This window comes from Brevibacillus centrosporus (assembly GCF_003710815.1).
Lineage (GTDB): Bacteria > Bacillota > Bacilli > Brevibacillales > Brevibacillaceae > Brevibacillus > Brevibacillus centrosporus.
In genome coordinates, this window is sequence record NZ_RHHP01000043.1 from 38,994 (window position 1) to 55,973 (window position 16,980).

A 16,980-nucleotide genomic window follows, 5' to 3' on the forward strand; every position below is an offset into this window, starting at 1 on the left:
GTATTACTTTTCCATACCATACGCCTGTAGCTCAGTGGATAGAGCAATGGTCTCCGGAACCATGTGCGGGGGTTCGATTCCCTTCAGGCGTACCATCGAAGTAATGAGAAGACTGAATGATTCCAGTCTTCTTTTGTTTTCCTTCCCCTTGTCTATTTGATTTCCCCGAAGATCCTCTCCACGTCTTTTACCATCAGTTCAGCAGCCAGAATGCCTCCCGAAGAGTTCCAGATCGCTTCGTTCACCAGGTAAGCGCGCCCTGTCTTAACCACCTTCATGTTTTGCGCGAGTGGATCGCTGAGCCATTCCTTTGCTGTTTTGGTCGCTCCGTCATCGCCTTCACGATCGGAAGTAAAGTAGAAGAAAACATCCCCATCCAGCAGGTTGATCTGCTCTTTCGCAATGTCTTGCGTGAACTCATCCTTGTTTTGTGCTTCCGGTCTTGCAAATCCGATCTTATCCAGAATGACTCCCGCGAAATTGTTTTTGAGGTATGCTCGTACTTTGCCAGGCTGGAAGCGAGCCATGGATACCTGCATTTTTGTTTTATCGCCGAGCTTCGTTTTCGCTTCCTCGATCGTTTTGTTGAAAGCGTCGAGTACGGCCTTTCCTTCTGCTTCCTTGTTCAGTGCCTGTGTGTACAGCTCAAAGTTCTCGATCATGCTGTCACCGAGATTTTCGGTAAATACGGTTGGAGCGATGGACGAAAGCTGCGTGTAGATTTTCTCTTGGCGTACCTTCGTACCGAGGATCAGGTCCGGCTTCAGGCTTGCGATCAGCTCCATGTTCGGCTGCGTTTCATCTCCTACTACTTCCACTTTGCCCATTTGATCCTTGATGTGATCGTACCACGGGTCACCGATCCACGATTTGACGGCCCCTACCGGCTTGATTCCCAATGCGAGCAAGCTCTCCGTCCCCTGTGTGGTCAACACGACAATCCGCTGTGGTGTCCCTGTAATCTTGGTTTCTCCCATGGCATGCGTGATCGTTCTCGCCTCTTCTGCGGCTGGCGCTAGACTTTCCTTGGCTGCAGGTGCTTGTGTTGCGGCTGGAGCTGGTGCCGTTGTCTGACTCCCGCACGCGGATACGAGCAACGATAATACGACGAGCAGCATCGCTGTGATTCTTCCTTTTGTGAAAGCTCTGGTAAACATGAATCTTTTCCCCCTAGCATCCTTTGTTAAAAATGAATATCATTATCAGTTAAAAAGACATAAAAAAAATAAAACATCCTTTCCCGATATCCCTGCCCCCTTCTCTGTTCTCCCGATGCGCATGCGGCAGATCAAATGTTACAATTGTAACACTAATATAGATTTCTCTCGTTTTCAAATGATTTCACGCAAATCAGAGGGAAAATAGACAAACGAAAGGATTTGTCACTCTACCAAGATAAAGACGATATTTTGTTTGACTATTTATGCCAGCTTTATGCGGAGCTCTGGCTAAAAGTGGATGAACCCAATGGACTGGACGAAAATATGTTTATCTCGCTGTTTCGCATGTGGAAGGAGCATACGCCTGTCTCCCTTGTAACCAACATTAACAACCGAGACCGGAAAATCAGGCAAATCATCTTTCGCAGCCTGGAATATGTCATTTCTGAGCTCGTCCAGCCTGACTCTGAGGCAAAGAAGCCTTTTCCCCTGGAAGGACTGGACTACTATGCCCAACGCTCCCTTTCCTCTACCCTTCACGTCTTGCTAACCGAGTGGACTTTGCGCGAGTTTCGCGAGACGCCGGAGGAAATCGGACGACTCGCCTTCCAGCTGACTAGCTCGATGCGGGCCTTGCTGTAAAAGTTGCAATAAGAAAACCTCTATCGAGGCCTGCTCAAGGAGGAGCGACCGCGTTTTAGTGGAAAGTTTTCATGCGCTCCAGAATTCATAAGCATTACGCTTATAAATTCTTATACGTTGAAAAAAGCCTGCAGCAGCGGCCGCAGGCTTCTATATGTGAAAGCTATTGATCCAATTCTTTCCGAATACCCTCTTTACCCGGTAACGGATCGATCCGCTCCGACTTGCGGGAGTAAGCTTTATTCGTGACCCAGAGGGTGCTTCCGATAATTAGAACGAATATAATGACCACCACTACAAGAAAACCCGTTGTCATTCACAATCCCCCCTGTCTTTCTTTTTCTCTTCATTATACCTGATTTCTACGCTGCAGGATGTCACTCATTTAAGCCAATCTCGTGAATTTCAAATCACTCTCGATAATTCCGTCCTCAGCGATAGGAAAAAGGCATCTTCAAAGCGAATAGTTACGACATCATCCATCACAGTGCATTACACCATCCCACTGACAAGGCAGGGAACCAACAATGGACAAGCTCACTTCCTCCTTTTCATGGAAAAGGAAGAGATCCAAAAAGCAATTATCCACGCAACGGCTTTCCGATCAGCTCCTTCGTGCCTTTTTTCACTACACGACGGATGCGATTTCATTCAGTGATATGGACAACACGCTCATCTTAATCAATCAAGCTTTTGAACACAATTACGGATGGACAATGGACGAGCTAAAGGAAACACCCTATTGTTTTATCCCGGAGGATCTGAAGGTGGAAGCCCATCAGCTCTTTGACGCTGTACGCACAATGGGGGTACAAATCACCAATTTCGAAACCGTTCGCCAGCGTAAAGACGGATCCCTGATGGATGTGAACCTGACGATTGTACCCATTTTCGACGAGCATGGGACCATTATCGGTTCTGCTTGCACCGCTCGCGATATTTCGGACCGTAAAAAAGTCGAAGAAGCCTTGAAGCAGAGCGAGACCAAATATCGCCTGTTGATCGATCATACCCAAGACATTATTACGATTTTTAATCCCGCCATGGAACGCATTTATATCTCACCATCTGTCGAGCAGCATCTCGGATATTCGCACATGGAGTTCCAGTCCTCAAGTCGATTGCTGCTCGTTCACCCTGACGACATGCCTCTTATGCGAGCTTGCCACCAGCAAATCATGGCAACCAAGGAGCAAGTCCAGTTTGAAGTTCGCTCCCTAAGCAGAGACGGTTCACCCATTGTGTTTGACACACGCGGCTTCCCCATCCTCGATGATCAAGGACAGGTGGAAAACATCATGTTCGTCGCACGCAACGTAACGGAACGAAAGTATTCCGAGGCTGCCCTGCTCCGAAGCGAAGAGAAAAACAGGATCATCCTCGAGCACACCGACGATTTTATCATGATTACCGATAAACAGGGAGAAATCCTGTACCTGTCGCCCTCTCATGAACGTGTGCTGGGGCGTCACAAGCTCATGTCACAAGTGACGCTGGAGCACGTACATCCCGATGACCGCAATCTTTTCATCAAGCATTTCAACCAGTTGATCCACTATCAAAAAGCAGGAACGTACGAATTCCGCTATCAATGCGAGAACGGCAAGTGGATCGTCTTAGAATCCAAAGGTGTTCCGATCATGACCAAGGAAAATGAATGCGACGGCTTCATCTTGGTATCCCGCGATATTACCGAGCGCCGGAACAATGAAGAGCTTTTGCGCAAAGCAGAAAAGCTATCCGTCATCGGAGAGCTGGCAGCAGGAATCGCCCATGAGATCCGCAATCCCTTGACTTCTCTAAAGGGCTTCATTCAGCTGCTGTATCCGACTCTGCAGGACAACAAGCTGTACGCCGACATCATGCTATCCGAGCTCGAGCGAATCAATCTCATTGTCAGTGAGCTGCTGATCTTGTCCAAACCGCAGAATCTGCAGATCAAGCCGATTTCCCTCATCGTCCTGATGCAAAACCTGCTGGCACTGCTCGCCTCGGAGGCCAACCTGAAAAATATACGGTTCCAGACCTCCTTTGGCAAATGCCCTCCTATCGCTGGTGAAGAAAATCAGCTGAAGCAAGTATTTATCAACATTATAAAGAACTCGATCGAGGCCATTGCGAATCATGGGCAGGGGGAAATCCGTATCTCCACCCGATTGCTGCCAAATCGCCACGTCTTGGTCAGACTGGCTGACAACGGTTGTGGGGTACCCGAGGAATTATTGTCCAAGCTGGGCGAGCCGTTTTTCACGACCAAAGATAAGGGAACGGGTCTTGGCCTGATGATCAGTAACAAAATCATCAAGGATCACAATGGCACCTTCCATATCACCAGCAAAAAAAATCAGGGAACCGTCGTAAAAATCACCCTGCCGATTGTCGACGATGACATTGGGTCATCCTAACAGGGTACGATTCCTTAGGGCAATGGGAGGTGTGCAATCCATGGATTTTACGAAAATGAGTACGAGTGAGTTCGTGGCCAAAATCCACGAAGCGCAAGCCAAAGACCTCAAGAACAAGCAGCATCAAGGGTATAATCACCCTGAAAAACGCCTGCCGAACAAACAGGGCCTTTAAGCGTTTGGCCACTGCATTGGCCCCACTTACAGAAAATGCCCACCCTCGAGCACTCAGCTCAACGGGTGGGCATTTCCTTTGCTGCTTTACTGCGGATCCTGCTTGTTCAGGTTGCGGTCTCGCTCAGACTTTTGGTTCTGGCTCTTTTGATTCTTACTGCTGTGACCTTGGTTGCCGCCGTTTTGGGTGTTGCGATTGTTTGACATTCGATTCCCTTCCTTTGCTGGGGCTTAAGGTTGTCATGCCAAACGTAGTATGTCCCAAAACGCTTTCGCACCTAAGTCGTTATTTCGCTTCGCCGATAAATACTTTTTGGCCGTTCTCGTATTTGTACACGTATACGGATGCAAATGTGTTGTCGCCTTTATCGTCGAAGGTTACGTTTACGAATTTACCTTTGTAGTCTTTTGTTTTGTGAACAGCTTCCAGCACTTGCTCACGGGAAGGCTTTTTGCCGCCGTTTGCTTTGATCGCTTCTTCCAGACCATTCAGCATAACACCCATGGAGTCATAGCCAAAGGAAGTAAAGATCCCTACTTTGTTGCCAGTCGAGCTTTCGAAGTCGGAGATCCACTTCTTGCCGTCTTCTGTAGCGCCTACATCGCCAACCGTGGAAGTAAAGACAACGTTGTTCGCGTTGTCAGCACCTGCGATTTTCACCAGGTCTGCAGAGTCGTAGCCGTCTCCACCCATGAAGATCCCTTTAAAGCCTTTTTCACGCGCTTGCTTCACGATGATTCCTGCATCGGAGTAGTAACCTCCGAAGTATACCATCTCTGGGTTTGCCGCAACGATTTGGTTGATCACTGCGCTGTAGTCTTTTTCACCAGCTGTTACGCCTTCGAAGCCCAGGATTTGAACGCCGTCTTTCTCAAATTGCTTTTTCACTTCTTCTGCCAGACCTTGGCCGTATGCTTGCTTGTCATGCATTAGATAAGCTGTTTTAATATTCAGCTGATTTTTTGCGTAGATCGCTGCTTTGGATCCTTGTTGGTCGTCACGCGCGCAAATGCGGTGTACGATCTTTTTGCCTTGCTCGGTCAGGTCGGAGCCTGTTGCAGAAGGAGAAACCATTACCAGCTTTTCTTGATCGTATTGAGCAGCGGCCGTAATGGAAGCACCGGTAGTCGCATGTCCAACTACCCCTACCACGTCTGGGTTGGAAATCAGCATTTGTGCTACCGCTACCCCTTGTTTCGGGTCAGCCTGGTCGTCTTGAGCGGAAAGCTGCACGTCGAAGCCCAGTTTCTTGAAGGCTTCCGCTTTCTCTTTCAGTGCGTACTCTGCACCAGCTTTTGCCGTGCTTCCATAGTCAGAATATTGGCCCGACATTGGCCCTACGACGCCGATTACCAGCTTTTCCAATGTGCCGCCTGCACTTGCACCGCCGCTGTTGCTTTGCTCCGATGTGCCGCTTTGTTGTGGAGCAGCACTTTGACCTCCACCACAGCCAGCCAAGAGTGAACCCAACGCAAACGTAGCTGCGAGAATTGACAGTGTCTTCTGTTTTTTCATAGCAAACATCCCCCTCTTTATTTACGAACAAACTATGAACTACTACTACATTGTAAAATAAATTAGAAAATTTGCAACTAAAATAACAATTTTTCTATTCCATATGAACGATGATAATATATTTAAATAGAAACAGCCGCTTCCTGATAAGGAAACGGCTTCATTTGGAAAATACTTTCTATTCTTTGTATTTATGGGAATACGCTTTGCACATCACGTAAATGGCCACTGCCACAAAAACAATGATCATGACTACGCTGGCAATCGTGCTTCCTTGCATGTCTGGTGCTCCTCTCCGTTGCACGTGCTTTGTCTCTATTATAGGGAAGCTCGGAGACGACTACAACGGAGGATTCCTCCAGAAGCTTTCGCTGACTATGATTTGATTTCGATCGTCAGGTTGTAGGTAAGCTTTTTCGCATCGTAGCTGACTTTTGCTCCCAGCTCCTGTGCAATGAATACGAGCGGAACCAGAACCGCACCCGTCGTTACACGCGGTGCATACGGGACTCTGGTTTCCTTACCGTTTTTATAAGCAAACGTGCTATTTTGGTACATGCGCAGCGCGTACTTGTTGTCCTTTGCCACCAGAAGCGATTTGCTCATCGTATCCCAAGCTGCCGAACCACCCAAAGCAATTGCCAGCGTACTGGAGTTCACGTAAGCTACACCATTTTCCGTAACGATGTCCTGCGGGAAAGCAAGCTCCTTTCCGTTCAGGTTGACCTTGATTTTTTGCTGTTGGACCGGAGCCGACTGGGCAAAGGCAGCCGTTGCTGCTACACTGCCAGTCAAGAGCGCTGCTGTCAGGAAAAATGCCGAAAGCTTGCGAAGCATGGTAAACACCCCTCAATTGTTAATGAAATAAATTCCAAATTTTTAACTTCGACGCTTGTTTTACGGAATCCTTTTTTCTACCACTCTTTTCCTATGCAGAAGAATCCTCATTCATGCCCACACTATAGACAATAACAAACATTTACCCAGTCAAATTTTTCTTGATTAAAAAAAATATCCCGCGAACAAATGTTTTTGTGCACAAGCTGTGGATAAAACTGTGGGTAACTTATAAACGTGAGGTACTTATGGCAGAAGAGCGTTATTTCTTGATCTTCCAGGAAGCAAGCGACGAAGAATGCCTGCTGACCATCCAGCCCTATCAGGACGAGCAGTCCCTGGCGGAGGCCATCAACCAGCTGCAGGCCAAACAAATTGACGAATACACGATCATTCACGGGAAAAAGATGACGGCGAAGCTGCGTCTTGCAGTGGAATTAAGCGAGGTAGAAGACGAAGAATAAATGTTTTCTTTGCTCAATAGGTTTAAGGGTAGGCAAGTTGGCAAACATGGTAATGAGGGCTTGCAGTTAAGTGTTTGACCTTCATTGACCTTTTGTGTATGATATTCTTACAAAGAGAGGAGGAAGACTAGATGCACATGAATTTGATCCCTACTGTCATTGAACAGACCAACCGCGGTGAACGTGCTTATGATATTTATTCCCGCCTGCTCAAGGACCGCATCATCTTTCTGGGAACCCCCATTAACGATACGGTAGCGAACATTGTGGTGGCCCAGTTGTTGTTCCTTCAGGCAGAAGATCCAGACAAAGATATTTCTCTGTACATCAATAGCCCTGGCGGTTCCATTACAGCCGGTATGGCCATTTACGATACGATGAACTTCATCAAGCCTGCTGTCTCCACGATTTGTATCGGTATGGCAGCTTCGATGGGTGCCTTCTTGCTGGCAGCCGGTGAAAAAGGCAAACGTTTTGCGCTTCCGAACAGTGAAGTGATGATCCACCAACCTTTGGGTGGCGCGCAAGGTCAAGCGAGCGACATCGAAATCGCTGCAAAACGTATTTTGAAAATGCGTGACCACTTGAATCAAATCCTTGCTGAGCGTACCGGCCAGCCTCTGGAGCGCATTCAGAAGGATACAGATCGCGACAACTTCCTCAGTGCTGCTGATGCGGTTGAATACGGACTGATCGATAAAGTGATCACTTCCGAGCCTTCTTCGAAAAAATAAGCTTTCGGAATGAAAAAACACCCGCCCCGAGTTGGTCAAGACCCCAAATCATAGACAGCTAAGAAAAGCCCTACCCAACAAGCTGGCTCCGGTACTGTACCGGGGTCAGCTTGTTTAACTTTCTTTGTGGTCGGCTGTTATTGTAAAAATGGATGTATTCCTCAATTCGCCTATGTGCTTCCTCAACAGATCGAATATCATATGGATAGTGCGCTTCTGTCTTGAGATGCGAGAAGAAGCTCTCCATTGAGGCATTGTCATAACAATTGCCTCGGCGAGACATGCTGATTTGGGCGCCAACCTTTGGCAGCATGTCGTGGTAATCGTAGGACGTGTACTGGAAACCCTGATCGCTGTGAAGGGGTGCACTTTAAGTGGCTGGGTGTTTTTCTTATGGGTTACGGTATGTAGGCGTATCCCGTACGTATGGCGTAGCTGTAATCCGGTCTGCCCTTTTCTTCTGCAATTCGGCTTGCCTGCTCCCAATCATAGGGAACCATGATTTGCTCCGCCCTCCAGCCATGCGTGGTTCGCCACAATATCGCGTATTTCGCATGTGGCGACAAGGACTCCATCGCGTGTGGATGCGGCTCTTCCTCGTAATAGGCGGGAAAACCGACACTGCCCGGATTCATGACAAGCTTGCCATCTGGCAGCTGCACGCTCTTTGGCAGATGCGTATGCCCACAGACAATGACGCGTTGCTCGAGGTGCTTGAGCTGCTCCGCAACCGCTTGAAGCTCTCTGTTGGCTGCTCCGTTTTCCGTGACCTCCTCCAGCAGATACGTATCATCTGAAAAAGGCGTTCCGTGGCAAAAGAAGATGTCTTCGTAGACCCAAGTCTTCCGAAACGTACGGATCCATTCCAGGTGCGCATCGGTAAGCAATGGCTTCACCTGCTGAAACGTCAAAGACTCGCTTTGCTCCTCCAACAAAATCCGATCGCAATTTCCCATGATAGAAATGACATTCTTCTTGGCCATGAGTCTCTCCGCCGTCTCCAGAGGACATATCGGACCAAATAGCACATCTCCCAGGTTTACGATCATGTCAATCTCTCTCTTATCCAGATCAGCCAGCACTGCATCCAGAGCAAATACGTTGCTATGCACGTCTGAGAGGATCGCAATCCCTTTTGCGGTCATGATTCGCTTGCCGCCTTTTTCACAGACTTCACTTCATAGAGAGCAGCTTCCGAACTTACAATATATTCAGGCTTCGGCTTTCCGAGATTCGCTTTGTGTCCAGCGATATGAGCGTCACTCTTCTCCCATTGCTTCCAGTGAGCCTCTGACTCCCAGCGGACAATCACCATGACCTCTTCGTCTCCACGACTGACCTTTTTTACGGGAACGGTTGAATCAATGAAGCCTTCCTGTTTCTCGACTAGTCCCTCACCACTGAATCGAGCGACTACTTTATCGGCATTCCCTTCTGTTTCAACCGTTTTGCGAACCTGTACAAACATGCAAATCCCCTCCCTATGTATCTCCTTACTTAAAAGTATATTTGACAAGAATTTTCATTGTCAAATCACTGGCAAGCTGATAGAAGCGAAAAAAACCGAGCGCATTGGATTTTTTCTCCACTGAACGCCCGGTTTGTATAATGGTCACTGATCCCGTTTTTCCTCCAGCTGACCTACCTGAACTCTCAAGCTGCTGGCAGGATTTCGTTCGGTATGGATGCGAGCCGTTTGCGTTGACTCGTCCAGCTCGTCAATCCATACGGAATCTCCCTTGTAGTGTACCACGATTTTTTCGTTGGAGTGGACAATCTCCTGCGCACGTGTCAAATCCATTCTGCTTCCCTCCTGATCATGACTTCCCCGTAGTTATTCTAGCGCTTGCTTGGCTGCAGTAGCACCGGTCATTGTGTCGACACTCGTCTCCTCGATCAATCCATTCTGATCGGTGACTAGCCCTCCACCCAAGCCTTCGTTAATCATGCGGTCAATATCCATGTCATAGGAGTCGCGGCCTTCATTGCAGCTGTCTTGGCACGTATCGCGATTGGTCATTTTCGTTCCCCCTCGTTGAGTTTTTCACATGGATTAGCATGTCCCAACGAGGCAAAAAATGACGCAAAAACCGCTAAATCCGCTCCATCCAAAAAAAGACACCTCCCAAGTGGAAAGTGTCCTCTGCTCTACTACTATTCTTCTTTGCTTACTAGCTTGGCAAGACTCGTTACTGCCTGGGAGGCATCCGGCCCTTCTGCCAAAATGGTGATTTCCGTACCCGAACTGATCGCGAGGCTCATGATACCCATGATGCTTTTCGCGTTCACTTTCTTATTTTCCTTTTCTACGAACACTTCCGAAGCAAAACGGTTGGCCTCCTGCACAAAAAAGGCTGCCGGGCGTGCCTGCAAACCGGTTTTCAATTGGACCACTACCTGCTGTTGAACCATGAATGGACCTCCTTCTCTAGAGACTATTATCCTTTAGTATATCATGCATCTACATCGAAATATTTTGTTTTTCTCGTAATTTGTCAGCGATTTCGTTAATTTTTCGCAGGCGGTGATTGACTCCCGATTTGCTGACAACTCCGCTAGGCAGCATCTCACCCAATTCCTTTAAATTAATATCGGGATGAGCCATCCTCAGCTCCGCTACCTCTCGCAGGCGTTTTGGCAAATTCTCCAAGCCCATTTCCTGATCGATGAGCTGAATATTCTCCAGTTGCTGCGTCGCTGCATTGACCGTCTTGTTAATATTGGCTATCTCGCAGTTATGCAAGCGATTCACCGAGTTGCGCATATCCTTGACGATTCGTACGTCCTCGAAATAGAGAAGTGCCTGGTGAGCTCCAATCAAACTCAAGAACTCCGTAATCTTTTCGCCTTCTTTAATGTAGAGAACATACCCTTTTTTCCGCTCGATGCACTTGGCATTTAGTTTATACCGATTGGCGATCTTGGTCAATGCCTCACAAAAATCCTGATAGGCCGTAAAAATCTCCAAATGATAGCTGGACGCCTCCGGGTGATTGACCGAACCCCCTGCCAGAAAAGCGCCGCGCAAATACGCTGCGCGGCAGCATGATTTCTTCACAATATCTGGCGCCACACCCGAGAGAAACGAGAGGCTCGAATCCATGATGCCCAAATCCTGCAAAATTTCGTTCGCCTTATTGGGTATCCTTACGATGTACACATTGTTCTTCTTCAAGCGCATTTTTTTCCGGACTAATAGCTCGGCGTGAATCTGGAACAGCCTTTTGATCAAGGTGTAAATCCGTCTCGCAATCGCCGCGTTTTCCGTTGTGACATCGAGTACGAACCGTCCTGCGCCGAACTGAAGGCTGCCGTTCATGCGAATCAAGGCAGACAGCTCCGCTTTGCTGCAACAGTCAGCACCCTCCTGCATCGTTAATTCTTTTTTGGTCTGCGCGGCGAATGACATTGACCCTCACTCCTTCTCTATCTTCAGCACCTTTCGCCTGCGCTTGACGAGTGCAACCACTTGTTTACTTACTGCCAGTGCATCGTGTCGCAGATAGCCGTCCTCAAATGTGACCAGCGGCTTGGCGACGACCTGTAGCCCTAGCTGTCGCAGCTTTTTCAGATCACATGGGACAGGAGCTGCTCCCTTTTCCGCATACTTTTCCAATACATAGGCTGGCAGCTCTGCTGAATTAACAATAATCGTATCTAAAAATGGTCCATCGACGTGCTCATACATGACGTTGACGTGCTTGGAAGCGGTAAACCCATCCGTCTCCCCAGGCTGTGTCATCACGTTGCAGATGTAAATCTTCGGAGCCGTCGAGCTTTTGATAGCGTCAAACAATCCTCGAACCAGCAAATTGGGCAGGATACTCGTGTACAAGCTTCCCGGCCCAATCAGGATCGCATCTGCTTCAGCGATCGCTGACAGAGCATCTGCCAGGGGAACTGCATCCTCCGGGTCGAGAAAGACTCGTTTGATTTCCTTTCCAGTCAGTGGAATCTGCGACTCTCCTACCACGTACGACCCGTCTGTCATTTCCGCGACGAGACGAATCGACTGTGTCGACGCGGGTAAAACATCCCCTCGAACCGCCAGAACTCCGCTCAATGTTTTCACAGCTGTAACGAAGTCTCCCGTAATCTCGTTCATCGCTGCAAGTAATAGATTTCCCAAATTATGCCCTGCTAAACCCGTGCCTGCGGAAAAACGATACTGCATCACTTTTTCCATCAATGGTTCCGTATCAGCTAGAGCCGTCAAAACGTTTCGAATATCTCCTGGCGGGAGCATATCCATTTCCTCGCGCAATCGACCAGAGCTTCCCCCATCATCGGCTACTGTCACAATTGCAGTTATATGCACAGGCTCGTGCTTCAGCCCTCGTAACAAAACGGACAGACCCGTACCTCCGCCGATTACGACAAGACGCAACTGCCTTGCCTGCAGCCTCCCCATTCCCTTAGTAGGCATATGTCACCTCATTATCCCTATTGCACACAAACACATGGCCTGGCTTTTAACGGGAACGATCCCCTTTATCTTCCTGCCATCCTATGCTCACTTGTTCTTTTCCATGTCTCGATGACTAACCCGTACGGTAAAATCTTTGCCAAAGGTCTCACCCAGATGCTCCGCAATCGCTACGGAACGGTGCTTCCCTCCCGTACAGCCAATCCCAATCACCAGCTGACTTTTTCCTTCGCGCTGATAATGCGGCAGTGTGTAGGACAAAAAGTCGACCAGCTTCTCGATAAACTCTTGTGTTTCTTTGTGCTTCATCACGTATTCCGCCACTTCCGGATCACAACCGGTTTTAGGACGAAGGTCTTCTACATAGTGCGGGTTCGGTAAAAACCGCACATCAAACATCAAGTCGGCATCGATCGGTGTGCCGTATTTAAACCCGAACGAGAGTACGTTGATCGTAAGCGGTGAACCTTGCTGACCGTATTGGTTAATGATTTTTTCCCGCAGCTGGGCAGGTTTCATTTGACTTGTATCAATAATCTGATGCGCCCAGCCCTTCATTTCCTGCAGCAGGCGTCGTTCAGCATGAATTCCTTCCAATGGCGAACCGTTTGGCGACAACGGGTGGCGACGACGTGTTTCCTTGTATCTGGACACCAGCGTGGTATCACTCGCATCGAGGTAGAGAATATGGTACGAAAGTCCGCTCATCTGGTTCAGGCTTTCGATCGTGACTGACAAGCTCTCAAAGAACTCCCGCCCACGCAAATCGATTACCAACGCAACCCGCTCAATACTTCCACCGGACTGTTTGACCAGTTCAGCGAATTTAGGAATCAGTACTGGCGGTAGGTTGTCTACGCAAAAGTAGCCCAGGTCCTCCAAGCTTTGTACCGCAACCGTTTTTCCTGCACCTGACATTCCCGTAATGATCAGCAGATTTATGGCCTTATCGTTTCCCAATTCTGTCACGCAACTCGCCTCCTACGATTCTGACAATAGCATACCATATTGACCGGCCCATTCGCACCTTTTTGGGAGTTTCCCCGCTTTTCCCAACAAGGGAACAAGCCCTTATAGACAAAAAAGATGCGCGACTGAGTACCAGCCACGCAACAATTGTTTATATAGATAAGGGGGTCAATTCATTGACTTAATCATAACTCCCAATTATTTCACCTATGTTACAACCAGGTTAAGAGATTGTGACATTTTGTTCCTTTAATGCTTCATTCAGTTCTTCCACGTAGTGTTGAGCCGATTGAGCGGCAATGGAACCGTCGCCTGTAGCTGTCACAACTTGGCGCAGCAATTTTTCACGAACGTCCCCTGCTGCAAATACACCTTTTACTTTGGTGTTCATTTTTTCATCGGTCAAGACGTAGCCAGCATCGTTTGTAATTCCCAGCGGACGTACGCTTTCCGTCAGTGGATCCATCCCTACATAAATGAATACGCCATCCGTAGCGAATTCACTTTGCTCACCTGTTTTCAAGTTTTCCAGCAAAACGGATTGCACTTTGCCTTCTCCACGAATTTCTTTCACCTGTGTATCCCAGATGACTTCGATTTTTTCATTTTCGAACGCGCGTTTTTGCAAGATCTTTTGCGCACGGAATTGGTCACGTCGGTGAATAATGGTCACTTTGGTAGCAAAGCGAGTCAGGAACACCGCTTCTTCAACTGCAGAGTCACCGCCCCCTACAACAACCAGCTCTTTGTTGCGGAAGAAAGCGCCGTCACACACTGCGCAATACGATACGCCGCGGCCAGACAGCTCTTTTTCACCCGGAGCACCCAACAGACGATGCTCAGCACCTGTCGCGATGATTACGGATTTAGCCAAGTATTCTTTATCTCCAGTAACAACCCGTTTGTACGGTGCTTCGTCACCGATTTCCTTGATTTCTCCGTATGCGTATTCCGCACCGAACTGTTGGGCGTGCTCGAACATTTTGGTCGAAAGATCCGGACCGAGAATAGAGGAGAAGCCTGGGTAGTTCTCGATCTCTTCTGTGTTCGCCATTTGGCCACCAGGGATACCGCGCTCCAGCATCAGGGTGCTCATATTCGCGCGAGAAGTGTATACAGCAGCCGTCATACCGGCAGGGCCAGCACCGGCTATAATTACATCATAAATTTTTTGGTCACTCATATAGGATGCCTCCTTCGTCAAGCAGGTTTGTCTTTGCTCATTTCTTGTTTCTTATTTATACTTATTATAATGTAAGAATCTATTTAAAATCAAGCTTCGACAACACTTTGACGCACTTCGCTACCGTAGAAATAGAAACCCCGTACTTTTCAGCAAGATAGGCTTGCGATTTCTTCTGATGACTCACCGCTCCGTATACATATTCTAATGCAGCGACCCATGCGATTGATTTCCGCACTTGTACATGATTGACTGCGTACTTCTGATGCTCCGCCCAGAACTGGAGGCACCAATTCCCGGCAGCTTCCTGACCTTCCTCGAACAAGTAGAGGCGAATTCCCTCTTCTACACTCTCCACATCCTGTAGGCTTGCATCTGCCTTTTCTACTGGGTTTGGAGCATCCTGTGGCATTGCAGCTCCCATATCTGCCAAAGCCAGCAGAGCCAGCTTCTGAAGCTGCTCGTTGTCGGTCGAGTGGTAAAACTGGCGAACCGCTGTTTCCGCTTCGTCATCACCAATCATTGACAATGTCTGCAGTACGGCAAACTTCACTTCATCTCTGCCATGCTGCAGCGCCCACAGCAGCGAAGCGCGAATCATGGGATCGGTCTTGAAATCTTCAACGCCGTTAAACGTGGCTTGCTCCCACGAGACTTCCCGCTGTGTCGGGTTGTATTGATACGGGATCGGTTTTATAGTTTCCCCTTCTTGCTCGCTTTTTACCATCTGAATGTATTGATCTGCGACACCGGCTTCCGGATCCATTTGCTTTGCTTTTTGCCACCAGCGCAGCGCTTGGTCTTTTCGTCCGCTCAAATAGGCAGAGATCGCAGCGTAATGATACGTACACGCTTCATGTGGACGGCCTGCCTTCAGGATGCGCTGGTAGTGGAAGTACGCCTCTTCGTGCTGTCCGAGAACCCCCATGGTAGTTGCCAGCTTATACGTGTTTTCCGGATGGAAGGGCACAACCTTTTTCAGCATGTCCATCAGCGCAATCAATTCGGTCGTATGATTGTGATGGGAAAGCAGCACCGCCAAATTGCACAGGGCATGGAGGTTGCCTTGCTCCATTTCCAATGTCTTTTCGATCGTCTTCATGGACTGCTGAAAATCGCCTGCGTAATAATAGGCGAGCGACAAATTGTTCCAGGCTGGGAGAAAGGACGGGTCATTATCCACGATTTCTTTTAAGGTGTCCAGTGCTTCCAAAAAGCGGCCTTCTTCCAGACTGCGACGTGCACGCTCGTGCTTGCTGTAGACGTCTTCGTTCTCGCTCGGTTGAAAATGACGCGGCGGCATATCGAGCTCAAAATAGATGTAGTCTAAAAGGTCCTCTGCATCCTCACGGTATGGTCCGTTGCCATCCTCCTGGAGGTAGCGAACCGCCATTTCTTCCGCCATCTGATAATCTTCCAGATTGGCGTAGTTGTTAGCCATGTAGAAGTATACTTCCGACATGGACGTATCCCATTTTTCTATTACCTCATAGAGAACATCATTTGAGGCTTCAAACTGTCCTGTCTCAGCGAGTGCGCTGGCCAGATGGCAATGGCACTCAGCGTTGGCAGGCTCAAGCTCAATCGCTCGGCGAAAGGAACGCAATGCTTTTTCATAGTCATACCGATTTAAAAAGCGCGTGCCACGATCCACAAAAAAAGCGGCATCTTGCTTAAAGTCAACGACGGTTGTTTTCTTCAAAATACTCTTGTTATGTTTCATAGAACCTCCAACATCGTAGGAGAAGCACTCCAAGTATCGTACCAGATGCGCTCGCGCCCTACAAGCTGACTCGTCTTGTAAGTGTTTTTGTGCCTAAAAGCAGGAAAACACCACTTGCTATGGAGCCAGTGGTGTTTACAGACAAGAATGGAGCGGACGAAGGGTCTCGAACCCTCGACCTTCGCCTTGGCAAGGCGACGCTCTACCAATTGAGCTACGTCCGCATGTGGTAACATTTTCTTTATTCAATTTAAGGTAAAAACTGGTGAGCCATGAAGGACTCGAACCTTCGACCCTCTGATTAAAAGTCAGATGCTCTACCAACTGAGCTAATGGCTCGTACATGGTGGCTCGGGACGGAATCGAACCGCCGACACGAGGATTTTCAGTCCTCTGCTCTACCGACTGAGCTACCGAGCCATACTTATATTCCGTTTTTATGCCATTTAGAAATGGCGGAGCTGACGGGACTCGCTTCAACTGGCGCCACTACGTCGATTAAACGACTAAGGCAAGCCAGATCTGCAGTACCCGTGTATTCCTCTCCGTTCACCTTCTTGGGTGAACCCGTTTACGGGTGAGAGGCCCGCAACTACTTTAGAAATGGCGGAGCTGACGGGACTCGAACCCGCGACCTCCGGTGTGACAGACCGGCGTGAACTCCAACTTCACCACAGCTCCGTGGAAAAGGATATTGACTACTGTCATTCCTTCAAAACTGAATACGCATGTTTGCTAAGATGTGTG

General features: G+C 48.5%; 20 protein-coding genes and 5 tRNA genes. 6 read left to right on the top strand and 19 right to left on the bottom strand.

Annotated features, from left to right (window positions below; all coding sequences use genetic code 11):
* Positions 1 to 20 precede the first annotated feature (20 nt).
* Positions 21 to 95, top strand: a tRNA-Arg gene (locus EDM55_RS27280).
* A 57-nt stretch (positions 96 to 152) separates the two neighbouring features.
* Here the strand turns inward: EDM55_RS27280 and EDM55_RS27285 are convergent.
* The gene (locus EDM55_RS27285) at positions 153 to 1,157 is read right to left on the bottom strand and encodes an ABC transporter substrate-binding protein (protein ID WP_174769313.1); all 1,005 of its coding nucleotides are present in this window, start codon (positions 1,155 to 1,157) and stop codon (positions 153 to 155) included.
* 297 nt (positions 1,158 to 1,454) lie between these two features.
* Between EDM55_RS27285 and EDM55_RS27290 the strand changes: the two genes are divergently transcribed.
* Positions 1,455 to 1,802: a TetR-like C-terminal domain-containing protein gene (locus EDM55_RS27290; RefSeq protein WP_141295718.1), complete on the top strand. Its 348-nt coding sequence runs from the start codon at positions 1,455 to 1,457 to the stop codon at positions 1,800 to 1,802.
* 163 nt (positions 1,803 to 1,965) lie between these two features.
* Here EDM55_RS27290 and EDM55_RS30495 read toward each other — a convergent pair whose 3' ends face one another.
* Positions 1,966 to 2,118: a hypothetical protein gene (locus EDM55_RS30495; RefSeq protein WP_170184454.1), complete on the bottom strand. Its 153-nt coding sequence runs from the start codon at positions 2,116 to 2,118 to the stop codon at positions 1,966 to 1,968.
* A gap of 211 nt (positions 2,119 to 2,329) precedes the next feature.
* Here EDM55_RS30495 and EDM55_RS27295 point away from each other — a divergent pair, with 211 nt between their 5' ends.
* Together EDM55_RS27295 and EDM55_RS27300 are read left to right on the top strand one after the other, a co-directional pair.
* Positions 2,330 to 4,207 carry a PAS domain-containing sensor histidine kinase gene (locus EDM55_RS27295; RefSeq protein ID WP_122961854.1) on the top strand — a complete coding sequence of 626 codons (1,878 nt, stop codon included), beginning with the start codon at positions 2,330 to 2,332 and terminating at the stop codon, positions 4,205 to 4,207.
* Between the two features lie 40 nt (positions 4,208 to 4,247).
* On the top strand, positions 4,248 to 4,382 hold the full coding sequence (locus tag EDM55_RS27300; protein WP_092275328.1) for a DUF4023 domain-containing protein: 135 nt from the start codon (positions 4,248 to 4,250) through the stop codon (positions 4,380 to 4,382).
* A gap of 285 nt (positions 4,383 to 4,667) precedes the next feature.
* Here the strand turns inward: EDM55_RS27300 and EDM55_RS27305 are convergent, their stop codons facing one another.
* A complete protein-coding gene (locus tag EDM55_RS27305) occupies positions 4,668 to 5,897 on the bottom strand; it encodes a branched-chain amino acid ABC transporter substrate-binding protein (protein WP_122961855.1) in 1,230 nt (409 codons plus the stop codon).
* A 375-nt stretch (positions 5,898 to 6,272) separates the two neighbouring features.
* Positions 6,273 to 6,734 carry a copper amine oxidase N-terminal domain-containing protein gene (locus tag EDM55_RS27310; protein ID WP_092275334.1) on the bottom strand — a complete coding sequence of 154 codons (462 nt, stop codon included), beginning with the start codon at positions 6,732 to 6,734 and terminating at the stop codon, positions 6,273 to 6,275.
* Positions 6,735 to 6,982: 248 nt separating this feature from the next.
* Here EDM55_RS27310 and EDM55_RS27315 point away from each other — a divergent pair, with 248 nt between their 5' ends.
* Both EDM55_RS27315 and clpP read left to right on the top strand, forming a co-directional pair.
* Entirely contained in the window at positions 6,983 to 7,198 is a 216-nt protein-coding gene (locus EDM55_RS27315; protein WP_092275337.1) for a hypothetical protein, read from the top strand.
* A gap of 137 nt (positions 7,199 to 7,335) precedes the next feature.
* Positions 7,336 to 7,932, top strand: a complete 597-nt coding sequence (clpP, locus tag EDM55_RS27320) for an ATP-dependent Clp endopeptidase proteolytic subunit ClpP (RefSeq protein ID WP_174769314.1) — start codon at positions 7,336 to 7,338, stop codon at positions 7,930 to 7,932.
* Positions 7,933 to 8,002: 70 nt separating this feature from the next.
* Here clpP and EDM55_RS27325 read toward each other — a convergent pair whose 3' ends face one another.
* The 15 genes from EDM55_RS27325 to EDM55_RS27395 all read right to left on the bottom strand — a co-directional run bounded on the left by EDM55_RS27325 (position 8,003) and on the right by EDM55_RS27395 (position 16,914).
* On the bottom strand, positions 8,003 to 8,245 hold the full coding sequence (locus EDM55_RS27325) for an IS3 family transposase (RefSeq protein ID WP_258957893.1): 243 nt from the start codon (positions 8,243 to 8,245) through the stop codon (positions 8,003 to 8,005).
* Positions 8,246 to 8,330: 85 nt separating this feature from the next.
* Positions 8,331 to 9,077: a metallophosphoesterase family protein gene (locus EDM55_RS27330; RefSeq protein ID WP_092275343.1), complete on the bottom strand. Its 747-nt coding sequence runs from the start codon at positions 9,075 to 9,077 to the stop codon at positions 8,331 to 8,333.
* Positions 9,074 to 9,400 carry an antibiotic biosynthesis monooxygenase gene (locus EDM55_RS27335; RefSeq protein WP_092275347.1) on the bottom strand — a complete coding sequence of 109 codons (327 nt, stop codon included), beginning with the start codon at positions 9,398 to 9,400 and terminating at the stop codon, positions 9,074 to 9,076. Before EDM55_RS27335 ends, EDM55_RS27330 begins: the two co-directional genes overlap by 4 nt.
* A gap of 144 nt (positions 9,401 to 9,544) precedes the next feature.
* The gene (locus EDM55_RS27340; RefSeq protein WP_092275350.1) at positions 9,545 to 9,733 is read right to left on the bottom strand and encodes an H-type small acid-soluble spore protein; all 189 of its coding nucleotides are present in this window, start codon (positions 9,731 to 9,733) and stop codon (positions 9,545 to 9,547) included.
* A gap of 33 nt (positions 9,734 to 9,766) precedes the next feature.
* Positions 9,767 to 9,952 (bottom strand): hypothetical protein, encoded by a 186-nt coding sequence (locus tag EDM55_RS27345; protein WP_092275353.1) that lies wholly within the window; start codon positions 9,950 to 9,952, stop codon positions 9,767 to 9,769.
* A 134-nt stretch (positions 9,953 to 10,086) separates the two neighbouring features.
* Positions 10,087 to 10,344, bottom strand: a complete 258-nt coding sequence (locus EDM55_RS27350) for an HPr family phosphocarrier protein (RefSeq protein ID WP_055745544.1) — start codon at positions 10,342 to 10,344, stop codon at positions 10,087 to 10,089.
* Positions 10,345 to 10,393: 49 nt separating this feature from the next.
* A complete protein-coding gene (gene whiA / locus EDM55_RS27355) occupies positions 10,394 to 11,341 on the bottom strand; it encodes a DNA-binding protein WhiA (protein WP_092275356.1) in 948 nt (315 codons plus the stop codon).
* Between the two features lie 6 nt (positions 11,342 to 11,347).
* Positions 11,348 to 12,358, bottom strand: coding sequence for a gluconeogenesis morphogenetic factor MgfK (mgfK, locus tag EDM55_RS27360; RefSeq protein WP_092275359.1), 1,011 nt, complete (start codon positions 12,356 to 12,358; stop codon positions 11,348 to 11,350).
* An 87-nt stretch (positions 12,359 to 12,445) separates the two neighbouring features.
* Positions 12,446 to 13,327, bottom strand: coding sequence for an RNase adapter RapZ (rapZ, locus tag EDM55_RS27365; protein WP_092275362.1), 882 nt, complete (start codon positions 13,325 to 13,327; stop codon positions 12,446 to 12,448).
* Positions 13,328 to 13,550: 223 nt separating this feature from the next.
* A complete protein-coding gene (trxB, locus tag EDM55_RS27370; protein ID WP_122961856.1) occupies positions 13,551 to 14,510 on the bottom strand; it encodes a thioredoxin-disulfide reductase in 960 nt (319 codons plus the stop codon).
* Positions 14,511 to 14,589: 79 nt separating this feature from the next.
* Entirely contained in the window at positions 14,590 to 16,233 is a 1,644-nt protein-coding gene (locus EDM55_RS27375) for a tetratricopeptide repeat protein (protein WP_122961857.1), read from the bottom strand.
* Between the two features lie 148 nt (positions 16,234 to 16,381).
* A tRNA-Gly gene (locus tag EDM55_RS27380) sits at positions 16,382 to 16,457 on the bottom strand.
* A gap of 39 nt (positions 16,458 to 16,496) precedes the next feature.
* Positions 16,497 to 16,572: transfer RNA gene (locus EDM55_RS27385), tRNA-Lys, on the bottom strand.
* Positions 16,573 to 16,577: 5 nt separating this feature from the next.
* Positions 16,578 to 16,653: transfer RNA gene (locus EDM55_RS27390), tRNA-Phe, on the bottom strand.
* A 184-nt stretch (positions 16,654 to 16,837) separates the two neighbouring features.
* Positions 16,838 to 16,914 (bottom strand) — tRNA-Asp (locus EDM55_RS27395).
* Positions 16,915 to 16,980: the final 66 nt, after the last annotated feature.